This is a genomic window from Allobosea sp. RAF48 (genome assembly GCF_052114025.1).
Taxonomy (GTDB): Bacteria; Pseudomonadota; Alphaproteobacteria; order Rhizobiales; family Beijerinckiaceae; genus Allobosea.
Genome location: NZ_JBFRDZ010000002.1, coordinates 477,690 through 490,423, shown reverse-complemented (window position 1 = coordinate 490,423; position 12,734 = coordinate 477,690). Strand labels below are relative to the sequence as shown.

Below are 12,734 nucleotides of genomic sequence, written 5' to 3'. Positions count from 1 at the left end.
ATGAGCAAGCTCGGAACCCTCACCATCGGCCAGGCGCCGCGGGCCGACATCACGCCGATCCTGGATGCGGTGCTCGATGCGAACCTGCCGCGACGCCATGCCGGCGTACTGGACGGTTTCAGCCGCTCCGAGATCGAACGCGATTTCGCGGCAGAGCCGAGCCGGCCGGTGTTGATCACGAAGCTGCTCGACGGCAGCGCAGTCGTCATCGACCGTGCCCGCACCGAGAAGGCCGCTCAGCGCAAGCTCGCCATGCTGGAGGACGAAGGCTGCAGCACCATCCTGATGCTCTGCACGGGCCATTTCGAGAGCCTGAATACGGAGAAGGCGCGGCTCGTCGAGCCTGACCGCATCCTGCCGCCCGCCGTGGCAGCGCTGACGCAAGGCGCGCAACTTGGGATCATCGTGCCTCTGGCCGAGCAGATCTCCTCGGAGGCCGGCAAATGGGCGCCGCTCGGCCGTGCTCCGTTCTTTGCCGCTGCCTCGCCCTATGGCGGCGACGGTGCGTCGGTCACGGAAGCCGCACGCGGGTTGTCCGGGCGTGGCGCCGAGATTCTGCTGATGGATTGCATGGGCTTCGTCGAGCGGCATCGCCGGGAGGCGGCGGAAGCCGGTCTGCCGGTCATCCTGTCGAACAGCCTGATCGCCAAGCTGGTTTCCGAGATCGTCTGACGACGAGGCTGCGTCGGCCGAAACGCAAAGGCCGCCCCGTGGGGCGGCCGGTGTTTTGCGTGGTCGGTCTTCGCCTTATTTCGTCGCGAAGACGCCGAGGTTGCTCGCGGTGATGTCGAAGGAGAGCGTCGCGACGACGGCGGCACCGCACCAATTGGAACGACCCGTGCCGGTGGCGATGCCGCGCGGATCAGCCGTCAGCAGGAAGCAGTCGTTCTTGGACAGGTCGGTGTCGTGATAGCGCAGGTCGGCGGTGACGTTCTTCCAGGTATAGGAGACGCCGGCGTTCCAGTAGGTGTAGTCGGGCAGGTTGGTCGGCGGCACGGTCGACCAGATCGCGAGGTTGGTGGTGCCGAGCCAGTAGTGACCGAGCTCGCCGGAGACCGACAAGCCTTCGAGGAAGGGCAGGTTGTACTTGGCCGTGAGCGAAGCATAGGTGCCGCTCGCGCCGGTGCCGAGCCAGTCCCAGGCGTAGAAGACGTTGGCGCCGAGCGTCAGGCTCTCGGCGAAGGTGTAGGAGACCTTGCCGTAGACCTCGGTGAAGTCGGTGTTCTTCGGCGTCCAGAACACGCCGGCACCGTCGATCAGCTGCTTTTCGGCGGGGTAGTAATATTGCCAGACGCCGAAGTCGAAGGAGAGGTCGCCGAATTTCGGCCGGATGCCGCCGTAGAAGTCGATCTCGGCATTGGGGCTCGTGGCGAGATCGACGTTCGAGCCGTAGACGCCGAGATAAAACAGATTGTTGTAGATCTGAAGTTCGGCGCCGCCCTGGATGGCCGGCTTGCGATCGGTCTGCGAAATGCCGCGGAAGTTGTAGTCGGTCATGCCCTTCACGCTGAAGGCGACATCGAACCAGGTGATCGCCGGGACGACCGGGGCGGGCGGCGGCCCCTTTTTGCTCGGCAGGTCCGAGGCTTGGGCTGCGCCCATCGCAGTCGCCAGGCTTAAACCCAGAATCGAGGAACGGAAGAAATCGGACATCTGCAGAAACCCCTCGCCGCGCATTGATTGCGCTGTCGTCGCATCAAGCGGGCGAGGCCGGTTTGCCGGCAAGGCGAGATTTTGGGCGCTCCGCCCACGCAAAAAGCAAAGGCCCTCGAAACGAGGGCCTTCGCGCCTGCGAAGCAGGCAAATTCAATTATAGCGTGTGTTGTGCTGTTTTAGTCACAGTGCGCGACGGCAGCGCTGGGCTCAGCGAGTCGTCGGCTGGCTCGCGTAGCCGGCCATCGACTGGTCGAGGCTCGACGTCTTCAGCCCATTGGCCCGGCGCGGCGGCAGCGGCGCGCTGGTGCTGGTCGGCGTTGCCGGGACGACCGAAGCGATGGGCGCGCTGCCCTGGTCAGCCGTGGCGCTGGAACCGCCGCCGAAGACCGGCATGAAGCTGAGCGCGCGCTGCAGCAGGGGCTTTTCCTCGGCGGGTGCGGCCGGGGCGACCGGCGTCGAAGCCGCGCTCGCCAGCACAGGCGCCTGGAGGGCGTTGCCGGGGGCGACCTTGGCGAGCTGCGCCGCGGCCGGGGCTGCTGCCGGGCGCGGTGCAGCGGCAGGCTTTTGCTCGGGCTTGGCCGCCTCTTCCGCAGGGGCGGCGGCGATGGCGGCGAGCACGGCGTCATTGTCGGCCGAGGCAGCGCGGACGGTCGCCTTCGCCTTGCCCGAGTCGTCGAGGACGACGACGCGCGGGCCGACCGAGAGGGCATCGACGCGGCTGACGCCGACATCCCTGGACCCCCAGGACGCCGAGCGGTTGAGCGCATCGGAGCCGCCGGAAAGCAGGGTCTGCTTGAAGGACGAGTGCTGGTCGCCGTCGTCATAGATCAGCTTGATCGCCGGCGTACCCTTGGCGACGAGCGAGGCGACCTGGACCTCATCCTGCTGGCGCTTAACGGCGACGGCGGCCGGAGCCGAGCCACCGTTGAAGACGTAGCGGCCGCCAGCCACGGAGACGGCGGGCTCGTCGCGGGTGACCTCGAAATAATCCGTGCCTTCCTTCAGGTTCTTCCAGAAGGCGATGTTGGGGTCGAGGCGATGCTTGGCGAGGTTCTCCGGCGTCATCCGGAAGGGCAGGGCCTGCATCTGCACGGCGCGCTGGCCGGCGTTCTGCGCCTCGCGCACCAGCGCGTAGATCTCGCCGATCTGGTCGTCGGTCATCGAGTAGCAGCCGGCCGAGGAGCAGGCGCCGTGGACCATCAGATGCGCGCCGGTGCGGCCATGCGCCCGGTCATAGGCGTTCGGGTAGCCCATGTTGAACGAGACGTAATAGGACGAGTTCGGGTTCATCTGCTGAGGCGCGATGGCATAGAAGCCCTCGGGAGCCATGCGATCGCCCTCGCGCACCTTCGGGCCGAGCTGGCCGGACCAGCGGCACATCGGGAAGGTCTTGAGCAGGGCGTACTGACCGTCGGCCTTGCGCTTCCAGACCTCGAGCTCCGATTCCTTCTTGTAGGAGCGGATCAGGATCGGCTGATCCTTGCTCATGCCCTTCTCGGACATCAGCGCGTAGGTCGCGGTCGGGATCGGAATGTTGTGCCGGGCGGAGCCGCGATAACGCTCCTCCTCACAGGCCGCCAGCGTCAATGCAACAAAAGCCACGAGCGCGAGTTGCTTGATTGCCACGTCGTCAATCCCATCGAACGGCAGGCCGAGGTGCGACCTGTGACTTCGCAAGACGGCCAAATTGTGCCCGTCGACTCGTTGTAGAAGCGTTAGCCTTGAGGGTTCCTTACCATAGGCCCGCCGAGTCTGGCCACATGGTCAACGGCCGGTAAAGAGCCCCCGTCTTCGCCGAGGGAGATATCCCGTTCCGAGATTGCTCAGAGATTGCGCCCGATCGCGAGGAACTTTTCGGCCCGCTTCGCAACGATATCCTCGCCGCTGAGGCCAGCCAGGTCGCCCAGCGCAGCGGCGATCGCGTCGCCAGCGCGGCTGATCGCCGCGTGCGCGTCGCGATGGGCGCCGCCGGTCGGCTCCTGCACGATCCGGTCGATGACGCCGAACTTCAGCAGGTCCTGCGCCGTGATCTTCATGCCGGTGGCTGCGTCCTGCGCGCGGGCCGTGTCGCGCCAGAGGATAGAAGCTGCGCCTTCGGGCGAGATCACCGAATAGATCGCATGCTCCAGCATCAGCACGCGGCTGGCTGCGGCAATGGCGATGGCGCCGCCCGAGCCGCCCTCGCCGATGACGAGCGCGACGCTGGGGCTGCGCAGCCCCAGCCAGGTTTCCGTCGAGCGGGCGATGGCCTCGGCCTGGCCGCGCTCCTCGGCCTCGATGCCGGGATAGGCGCCGGCGGTGTCGACGAAGCTCAGCACCGGCAGGCCAAAGCGGTCGGCCATCTCCGCGAGGCGCACGGCCTTGCGGTAGCCTTCGGGCTTGGGCATGCCGAAATTGTGCCGGATGCGGGTCTCGGTCGAATCCCCCTTCTCCTGGCCGATGACGCAGACCGGCTCGCCGCGGAAGCGGCCGAAGCCGCCGACGATGGCCTCGTCCTCGCCAAAGGCGCGGTCGCCGGCGAGCGGCGTGAATTCCTCGATCAGCCCGGCGCAGTAATCCTTGAAGTGCGGGCGCTGCGGATGGCGCGCCACAAGCGTCTTCTGCCAGGGCGTCAGCGCGGCATAGATGTCCTTCAGCGCCTGGCTGGCCTTGGCGTCGAGCTTGCCGATCTCTTCTGACAGGGAAATGCCGTCGCCGCGTGCCTCGAGGGCCCGCAATTCATCCGCCTTCGCCTCCAGTTCGGCGACCGGTTTCTCGAAATCCAGATAGCTACGCATCGTGATCCAGTTCAGAATCCGCGCGAAAATCGGGCGGAACAGCGGTTTACGGCACAACCGGCGCGAAAGGCGGCGGACCTTGGCCGCGCCCCGGCAAAAAAGTCAACCCGTCCGGCTTTCCGTCGGCGGGGCCGCCGCGCGCGGGGTGGGAGCGGGCTGCGGCAGCAGGATTGGACGCAGCGCGAAGCTGCGCCGCGTCGCGCGCAGGGGCGCGCGCCGGTAGAACTGCTTGGTCGCGTCGATGACATGCACGCCCGCGAAGGGCAGGGACAGGCCGGCGCCGATCTGCTCCCAGACAGGGGCGGAACGCATCAGGAGCCGCCGCTGCAGCGGCGGGACGTAGAGCGCCTCGGCCCAATGCTCTGGCGAGAATTCGGCGGCGCGCATCAGCGCCGACAGCTGGCGGCGGCTGAAGGGGCGGCCCTGGCCGAAGGGCGTGCCGTCCATCCGGGCCCAGAGTCCACGCCGGTTCGGCACGACGAGGATCATCCGCCCGCCGGGATTGAGGACGCGCGCGACCTCGTCGAGCAGGTCGTCCGGGCTTTCCGTCTCCTCCAGCGCATGGACGAGGACGACACGGTCGATCGAGGCGGTCGGCAGCGGCAGCAGGGTGGGTTCGACCAGAGCCGAGGCGGAAAGGCCGGGCGCCGGCCAGTTCACCACGCCCTGCGCCGCCGGCATGAAGGCGATGGTCCGCTCGGCATCGATGCCGAGCACGGAAAGATAGGGCGTCGAAAAGCCGAGGCCGAGGAGGCGCTGGCGCGAGCAGTCGGGCCAGAAGCGCAGCATCGTTCGGCCGATGAAGCGCCGGGCCACATGGCCGAGCGGGCTGGCATAGAAGGCGCGCAGGTCGACGACGTCGAGAGGCATGGCGCTTGAGATGGAACGCCGCGCGGCCGAACGCAAGGGCAGGGCGGCGGCGGCAGGTGCCTGCTGTGTCGTTGCGGGTTGATCGGAGGCCGGGCATGGCTCATTCAGGAAGGCGATCATCCGCCCGCGCGACGGGCCGACCCTCCCGGAGGAAGCCATGCCGCTCGACCTTCACGTCTTCCGCACGCTTAGCGACAATGCCGGCGCGCTGCTCCACGATCCCGCCACCGGCGCCTGCGCGGCCATCGACGTGCCCGATGCCGGCGAGATGCTGGCCGCCGCCCGGCAGAAGGGCTGGACGATCAGCGACATCTTCATCACCCACGCGCATCACGATCACACGCAGGGTGTCGCGGAGGTGAAGCAGGTGACCGGTGCCACGGTCATCGGCCCGGCCGACGCTCGCGCCAGCGCGCCGCTCGACAAGGTGGTCGGCGAGGGCGATGCCGTCTCGCTCGGCGGGGAGCGCTTCGAGATCTGGCATACGCCCGGTCATTCCGACGGGCATCTCAGCTATGTCGGGCGCGGTGCGAAGCTCGCCCTCGTCGGCGACGTTGTTTTCGTCATGGGCTGCGGGCGCGTCCAGCCGGGACAGATGGAGCGGATGTGGACCTCGCTGTCGCGGCTGATGGCGCTGCCGGGCGATACGCGTCTCCTCGGCGGCCATGACTACACCCTGGCCAATGCCCGCTTCGCCCGCTCCGTCGATCCGGCGAACGAGGGGCTCAAGGCGCGTTTCGCCGAGGCCGAGAAGGCCAAGGCCGACGGCCGCTTCTGGGCGCTGACCACAGTGGCGGACGAGCGGGCGACCAACCCGTTCTTCCGTGCGGGCGAAGGCGCTCTCGCCGCTGCCGTCGGGCTGGTGGGCGCTTCGGCCGACAAGGTCTTCGCGGCGCTGCGCGAAGCCAAGAACCGGTTCTGACCATGTCGATGCGGCTCGACGGGCTGACGGCGGCCGAGGTCATCCGGCTGCTCGAACTCAAGCCCCATCCCGAGGGCGGCCATTACCGCGAGACCTTCCGCGATCCGACCGGGCCGGAGGCCAGGGGCTTCTCGACCGCGATCTACTACCTCCTCGACACCGGCGAGACCTCGGAATGGCATCGCGTCGATGCTGCCGAGATCTGGCATCATTATGCCGGCGCGCCGCTGGTCATCACCGTCTCACCCAACGGTCATGACGCCTCGGCCCATCACCTCGGCACCGAGCTTGCCACCGGCCAGCGGCCGCAATTCGTGGTGCCGGCCGGCTGGTGGCAGAGCGCGACCTCGCTCGGCGCCTGGACGCTGGTAGGCTGCACGGTCGCGCCGGGGTTCGAATTTTCGGGTTTCGAGATGGCGCCGCCGGGCTGGCGGCCGACGCCGCGCAAGCCGGCTGGGGGATGACATGCTGACAAAGACGGAAGACAGCGCGCTCGTGCTCGGCTGCGAGCGGCGGATCGTCAATGCCTGGCCGGCCCTCTCGACGCTCATCGTCGGCGATTGGGCGCTGCGCTTTGCCAACGGCTATTCCGGGCGTGCCAATTCGGCGACGCCGCTGGTTTATGGCGCCGAGCTCGACGATGCGACGCTCGACCTGATCGCGGAACTTTATCGCGCCGATGGGCTGGCGCCGAGCATCAGGCTGACCCCGCTCGTCACTGATGCGACCCGCGCCGCGGTGCTGGAGCGCGGCTACCGGGTCAAGGACAAGTCCTTCGGCCAGATGGCGCCACTCGCCGACATCGCCGCCTCGGAGGAGCCTGAATTGCAGATCGAGGCGCGGCCGAGCCTCGAATGGATTGCCGGCGTCGCCGCCCTTCAGAGCGGAATCAAGACCCATGCCGGCAATCTCGCGGCGATCGTCGAGCGCGTGAGGCTGCCGGCCGCCTTCGCCACCTGGCTGGTCGAGGGCGAGGCTGTCGCCTTCGGCATGAGCGTGGCCGAGCGCGGCATGGCGGAGATCGGCCTGATCTGCGTTCATCCCGGCCATCGCGGCCATGGCTTCGGCCGCAGGATCGTCCGCGGGCTGATGGGCTGGGCCGGCGCGATGAGCTGCCACAGCGCCTATCTGCAGGTCGAACAGAGCAACGCGGTCGCGATCAATCTCTATGGCAGCCTCGGCTTCCGCACGCTCTACCAGTACGAGACGCGTATTCTCGATTGAGACTGTCCAGGCCGTCATTCTCGGGCTTGACCCGAGAATGACGGCCGGAAGAGGCACCCGAGCCTCCGCGTCACGAGATGCCCGGGGCAAGCCCGGACATGACGGAGGAGATCACCGGATCAGCAGCGCCGTGCCGTAGAGGCCGATGGCGAAGAGGGTGTGGCTGACGAAGTTGAGCAGGCGGATCTGGCCGGCATTCGGCTTCTTGGAGGCGGCGACACCCATGCCCATGCCCGGCTGCAGAACAAACCAGCCGCAGCCGATCGTTGCCCAGCCGACGATCAGTGCCGGCAGGAAGGTCGGGTTGCGAGCCCAGTCCGCGCCCCAGATCGCCAGCACGATGCCGGCGAAGGCGATGCCGACCAGATAGTGGCAGATCCAGCCGATCGCGAGCTCGCCGGCGACGGGCTCGGACTTGGCGATGTCGTCATGCCAGACGCGGCCGCGCGGCAGATGGGCGAACCAGCGCCCCGGCATCGCCCAGTTCGGCTTGGGCAGCCCGAAAAGCCGCAGGAACTGTGCCCACAGATCAGTGAGCGCCGTCGCTCCGGCCCCGATGACGATCATGCGCAAAATCAGATCAGACACGCTTTATCCCCTCAGGCCACACGACATGGCTCGACTGGTTGGAGCGGTGATTGGTGCGTCGGTCAACTGTGGGGCGGGTCCGGACATGCGGGGGTGTGCTGCATGCGGCGCATCGCCCGGGCTTGGGAACCGCGTCCTGCCCTGCGGGGTTTGCCCTGACGAATCCGCGCTGACTGAGGGGACCCTCCATGGCCACGGCAACCGCCGAGACACGCAACGCCGCGACCGGGCCGCATGGTGCGACCGAGCTGCCGTCGGTCGCGATTACCAGCTACAATCTGGAGGTTCGGGACGATGACGGCTTCGTCGGCGATAAGGCGAGCCGCAGCGCCTTCGTCGGGCATCTGGATGCGCTGCGCAACCATTTGAGGCGCAATGGCGATGACCCGCTGAAGGGCAAGACCGCCGAGATCAGCAAGAGGGAGCTCGATGCCCTGATCAAGGAAGGCGATGCCGCGGAGGCCGCCCTGGTGCTCAGCGCGGTCGAGGGCTTCGCTCAATCGCTCGCCTTCGTCATCCGCCGCTTCGCTCGCCTGAAGAGCTGGGCCTTGGTCGAGCGCATCGTCGTCGGCGGCGGTTTCCGGGAGAGTCGTGTCGGCGAACTCGCCATTGCGCGCGCCGCCATCATCCTGCGCACCGACGGGCGCGCGCTCGATCTCGTACCGGTCAGCCATCACCCGGACGAAGCCGGCCTTGTCGGCAGCGCGCATCTTGCGCCGAAATGGATGTTCGAGGCCTATGACAGTCTCGTCGCGGTCGATATCGGCGGCTCGAACATCCGCGCCGGCATCGTCGAGCTCAGGCAGAAGAAGTCGCCGGATCTGAGCAAGGCGCGGGTCTGGAAATCCGAGCTCTGGCGCCATGCCGACGAGGAGCCGAGCCGCGATCAGGCGATCAAGCGGCTGGGCAAGATGCTGCGGGACCAGATCGAGAATGCTGAGAAGGAGGGCCTGAGGGTCGCGCCCTTTATCGGTGTCGGTTGTCCCGGCCTGATCCAGCCGGACGGGGCGATCGAGCGCGGCGCGCAGAACCTTCCGGGCAACTGGGAAAGCAGCCGCTTCAACCTCGTCGACAGCATCCGCCAACTCGTTCCCGCGATCGGCGACCACGAGACGGAAATCGTGATGCACAACGACGCCGTCATCCAGGGGCTGAGCGAGATGCCGGCGATGCAGGATGTCGAGAACTGGGCGGTTCTGACGATCGGGACGGGGCTCGGCAATGCCAGCTACCACAACCGCGACAAGGTCAAGGCTGGCAAGAAGGACAAGGCGGAAGGCAAGCGCTGATCCCGGCACGCTGCAGCGCGATGCCATCTTGAGGTCGTGTTTTGCGGCGATGAGCGGGTCGGAGCCGCTTCCGGCTCATCAGCCCCGCCGTTATTCGAGGAGCCTCAGCCTTGTTGGCCGCCGAATTCCGCTCTCCGTCTTGCCTTGCGGGCACGGCTGTGCCGAGGGTCGAGCCCGAGGCGAATCATTCCAGGGGGCAGGGCGGCACCACCATGGCAGCACGCGTGGCGCAAACGCCGTTCCAAAACCTCACGCGCGTTCTGGTCACATGCTTGCTCTGGCTTGCGTTGGCCATGGCGGCGGCAATGCCCTCCCTTGCCCAGACGACGGCAGCGCCAGCCGAACCCGGCAGTCCCCGGGCGCGCCTCGATGCGATCCGCACCGAGCTCGCGCAGATCGAGACGACCCTCGCATCTCCGGAGGCGAGCGATACGGAACTGCAGAGGCAGCGCGTCCGCCTGCAGCCCTCGCTCGACCAGCTGCGCGTCATCATCGACGAGCAGACGCCGCGTGTCGACCAGGCCAAGCTCCGGCTCGACCAGCTCGGTGCGAAGCCCGACGCCAATGCGCCGCCCGAGAGCGCCGAGATTACGCGTGATCGCGAGGCCCGCGCCAAGGCCTATGCCGACGCCGACGAGATCCTGAAGATCGCCAAGGCCTCGCTGTTGCAGGCGGAGCAGCTGCAGAGCGCGATCGGCGACAAGCGCCGCGAGATTTTCGCCAAGACGCTCTTTGCCGCCGGACCTTCCGTTGCCAACCCCGAAGTCTGGGGCAACGCCATCGCCACGGCGCCGGAGGATCTGCGGGCCTCCGGCTATATCTTCGGCGGCTGGCTGGAAGGCGTGAGCGATGCCTTCTCCGGCACGCGAGGCGGCGTGGTCGCGCTCGCTTTTCTCGGTGCCATCCTGCTCTATGTCGCCAGGGCGCGCTATCTGCCGCGCTTCAAGGCGCGTTTCAGCAACACGCAGGACACCGGTAACCTGCACTGCCTCTATATCGCGCTGGCCCATATCGTCGCGGGTGCCGCGCCGCCGGTGCTGGCGAGCTGGCTGATCTACAAGGCGCTGAGCACGACCGGGCTCTTGCCGCCGCGCATCCAGCCGGTGATCTGGGCCGTGGTCGTCGGCCTTGCCTTCTTCGCCTTCGTCCAGGCCCTGGCCGACGCCCTGTTCGCGCCGTCCAGCCCGCAGCGGCGCATGATCAGCGTGATGGACCCCACGGCGCGCAGCGCCGTCTGGATCGCCTCTTCGCTGGCGCTCGTGATGTCGGTCGGCAAGGTCTTCGAAGCCTGGCTGCAGGCGATCGCGGCCGGCCTCGCGATCTCGATCATCGTCAAGGCGCTCTTCGCCATTCTCTTCGCGCTGACGCTGATCGCCGGGCTCTACCAGATCCGCGACGACGACGAGGTCGAGCAGGAGGCGTGTCTCGGCCCCTATGTGCCGGTGGATGGAGCGAGTCTCGGCCCGGTCCGAATCCTCGGCTGGGTTATGGGCTTCCTCATCATCGCCTCGGCACTTAGCGGCTATGTCGTCTTCGCCGCCTTTCTGGCCGAGCAGACGCTCTGGATCGGCATCGTCGCCTGCCTGTTCCTGCTGGCCTTCCAGTTCATCGATCTCGGTGTTCCGCGTCTCCTGACCGGCAAGGGCCGCTTTGCCCTCACGCTCAAGGCTGGAATGGGACTGCGCAGCACCACCCTGGACAAGGTGGCCGTGATCGGTGTCGGCGCGCTGAAGCTGCTGCTGATCGCCGTCACGGTCCTCATGGTGCTTGCGCCCTGGGGCCTGGAATCGACCGATTTCCTGGTTTCGCTGCGGGCTGCCTTCTTCGGGTTCCAGGTCGGCGGCGTCACGATCTCGCTCTCGACCATCGTTGTCTTCGCCTTCGTCTTCGGGCTCGGCCTCGCCGCGACGCGGGCGCTGCAGCGGTGGCTCGACAACCAGTTCCTGCCGACGACTGCACTCGATCCTGGCCTGCGCAACTCGATCAGCACAGCGGCGGGCTATGTCGGCTATATCGGCGCAGTGGCGATCGCGGTTTCGGCGGTGGGCCTGAGCCTCGAGCGTCTGACGCTGGTCGCTTCGGCCCTGTCCGTCGGTATCGGTTTCGGCCTGCAGTCGGTGGTGTCGAATTTTGTCTCGGGGCTCATCCTGCTCTGGGAGCGGCCGATCCGCGTCGGCGATCAGGTGCTGGTCGGCGACATCGAAGGCATCGTCAAACGCATCAACGTCCGCTCGACCGAAATCGCGACCTTCGACCGCTCGACGGTGATCGTCCCGAACTCGAACCTGATTTCCGGCGTGGTGCGCAACCGCGTCCGCAACGATCGGACCGGCCGTGTGCTGATTGCGCTCTCGGTCCCGCGCTCCCTGGAGGCCGGGCAGGTCCGGGCCATGCTGTCCGAAGTGGCCGCGAACCATGGCGACGTGATGCAGAAGCCGCCGCCGGTCGTGCAGTTCAAGAAGCTCGGCACCACGACGATGGATTTCGAATTGGTCTGCGTGGTGGGCGATGTCGAGATCGTCGGACGTGTGACCAGCGATCTCAATTTCGCCATCCACAAGCGCCTCGCCGAGATGGAGCCGGTTGCCGAAACGCCGCAGCTGATCGTGCGTGGGCTGGAAGGCGTCGAGCACTCCCTCGACAGCATCGCTACGGCAGTCGGGCGGGGAGATGCAGGCGGGCGGGCGAAGCGGGCGGCTACGAAGCCGGCCGCGTCTGCCGCTGCTCGCCGTTCCCGCAAGCCGGTCGAGGCTGACGAGACCGAGGAGGCCGCCGAAGCGGCGAAGCCCGCACCGCTCCCGGCGCTCGAGCCCGCCAAAGAAGACAGCAAGGAATGATCGGATGCCCAGCTTTTTGCGCCGCGCCGCGGGTTCGCGCGCGATGACCTGCCCGGCTGCGCTGGTCGGCGCGCTCGCCCTTCTCGGTGTCGCGGGCTGCACCGAGCCGCAGCGCCAGGGCCAGCCCGCCTTTTATCGCGATCTCGGCTCGGCCTCGGCCCAGGTCGATGCCGAGCAGGCGCGGGCGATGATCTCGGCCTATCGCCTCAATGCCGGGCTCGGCACGCTGACGCTCGACCCGGCGCTGGTCGAGGCCGCGCAGCGCGAGGCCGCGGCGATGGCGGCGTCCGACAAGCCGGTGCAGGCCGATGCGGTCAAGGCGCGGCTTGCCAAGGAAGGCCAGCCGGGGGCTGAGGCCAATCTCTCCGCCGGCTACCGGCGCCTTGCCGAGGCCTTCTCCGGCTGGCGGGATTCGCCCCAGCATGACCGCGTCATGAAGGATGCCAGGGCCAAGCGCATGGGCATCGCGACCGCCTATGCACCGGGCTCGAAATATCAGGTCTACTGGGCGCTGATCGTCGCGCCGTGAGGGCGTGCGGCCGAGGCTCTCGCGCTCCCGCCATGGGCTGTC

At 67.6% G+C, this 12,734-nt stretch carries 12 protein-coding genes; 7 read left to right on the top strand and 5 right to left on the bottom strand.

Going from position 1 to position 12,734, the window contains the following annotated elements:
* Positions 1-672, top strand: coding sequence for an AroM family protein (locus tag AB4Z10_RS05685; RefSeq protein WP_441469401.1), 672 nt, complete (start codon positions 1-3; stop codon positions 670-672).
* Positions 673-747: 75 nt separating this feature from the next.
* On the opposite strand, the gene AB4Z10_RS05680 is transcribed toward AB4Z10_RS05685, so the two are convergent.
* The 4 genes from AB4Z10_RS05680 to AB4Z10_RS05665 all read right to left on the bottom strand — a co-directional run bounded on the left by AB4Z10_RS05680 (position 748) and on the right by AB4Z10_RS05665 (position 5,303).
* Entirely contained in the window at positions 748-1,653 is a 906-nt protein-coding gene (locus AB4Z10_RS05680) for a TorF family putative porin (RefSeq protein WP_441469400.1), read from the bottom strand.
* Positions 1,654-1,863: 210 nt separating this feature from the next.
* Positions 1,864-3,282: a L,D-transpeptidase family protein gene (locus AB4Z10_RS05675; protein WP_441469399.1), complete on the bottom strand. Its 1,419-nt coding sequence runs from the start codon at positions 3,280-3,282 to the stop codon at positions 1,864-1,866.
* 197 nt (positions 3,283-3,479) lie between these two features.
* The gene (locus AB4Z10_RS05670) at positions 3,480-4,433 is read right to left on the bottom strand and encodes an acetyl-CoA carboxylase carboxyltransferase subunit alpha (RefSeq protein WP_441469398.1); all 954 of its coding nucleotides are present in this window, start codon (positions 4,431-4,433) and stop codon (positions 3,480-3,482) included.
* A 102-nt stretch (positions 4,434-4,535) separates the two neighbouring features.
* Positions 4,536-5,303: a class I SAM-dependent methyltransferase gene (locus AB4Z10_RS05665; RefSeq protein WP_441469397.1), complete on the bottom strand. Its 768-nt coding sequence runs from the start codon at positions 5,301-5,303 to the stop codon at positions 4,536-4,538.
* A gap of 157 nt (positions 5,304-5,460) precedes the next feature.
* On the opposite strand from AB4Z10_RS05665, the gene gloB reads away from it, so the two are divergent.
* The 3 genes from gloB to AB4Z10_RS05650 are packed head-to-tail and all read left to right on the top strand — an operon-like array spanning position 5,461 to position 7,449.
* On the top strand, positions 5,461-6,225 hold the full coding sequence (gene gloB / locus AB4Z10_RS05660) for a hydroxyacylglutathione hydrolase (RefSeq protein ID WP_441469396.1): 765 nt from the start codon (positions 5,461-5,463) through the stop codon (positions 6,223-6,225).
* 8 nt (positions 6,226-6,233) lie between these two features.
* The gene (locus tag AB4Z10_RS05655) at positions 6,234-6,689 is read left to right on the top strand and encodes a cupin domain-containing protein (protein WP_441469515.1); all 456 of its coding nucleotides are present in this window, start codon (positions 6,234-6,236) and stop codon (positions 6,687-6,689) included.
* Position 6,690: 1 nt separating this feature from the next.
* Complete coding sequence (locus tag AB4Z10_RS05650) at positions 6,691-7,449, top strand: GNAT family N-acetyltransferase (RefSeq protein WP_441469395.1); 759 nt, start codon at positions 6,691-6,693, stop codon at positions 7,447-7,449.
* A gap of 111 nt (positions 7,450-7,560) precedes the next feature.
* On the opposite strand, the gene AB4Z10_RS05645 is transcribed toward AB4Z10_RS05650, so the two are convergent.
* Entirely contained in the window at positions 7,561-8,037 is a 477-nt protein-coding gene (locus AB4Z10_RS05645) for a DUF2938 domain-containing protein (protein WP_441469394.1), read from the bottom strand.
* 188 nt (positions 8,038-8,225) lie between these two features.
* On the opposite strand from AB4Z10_RS05645, the gene AB4Z10_RS05640 reads away from it, so the two are divergent.
* From AB4Z10_RS05640 to AB4Z10_RS05630, 3 genes are all read left to right on the top strand, one after another.
* Positions 8,226-9,326 (top strand): ROK family protein, encoded by a 1,101-nt coding sequence (locus tag AB4Z10_RS05640; RefSeq protein WP_441469393.1) that lies wholly within the window; start codon positions 8,226-8,228, stop codon positions 9,324-9,326.
* 305 nt (positions 9,327-9,631) lie between these two features.
* Complete coding sequence (locus tag AB4Z10_RS05635; protein ID WP_441469392.1) at positions 9,632-12,163, top strand: DUF3772 domain-containing protein; 2,532 nt, start codon at positions 9,632-9,634, stop codon at positions 12,161-12,163.
* Between the two features lie 4 nt (positions 12,164-12,167).
* On the top strand, positions 12,168-12,692 hold the full coding sequence (locus AB4Z10_RS05630; RefSeq protein WP_441469391.1) for a CAP domain-containing protein: 525 nt from the start codon (positions 12,168-12,170) through the stop codon (positions 12,690-12,692).
* Positions 12,693-12,734: the final 42 nt, after the last annotated feature.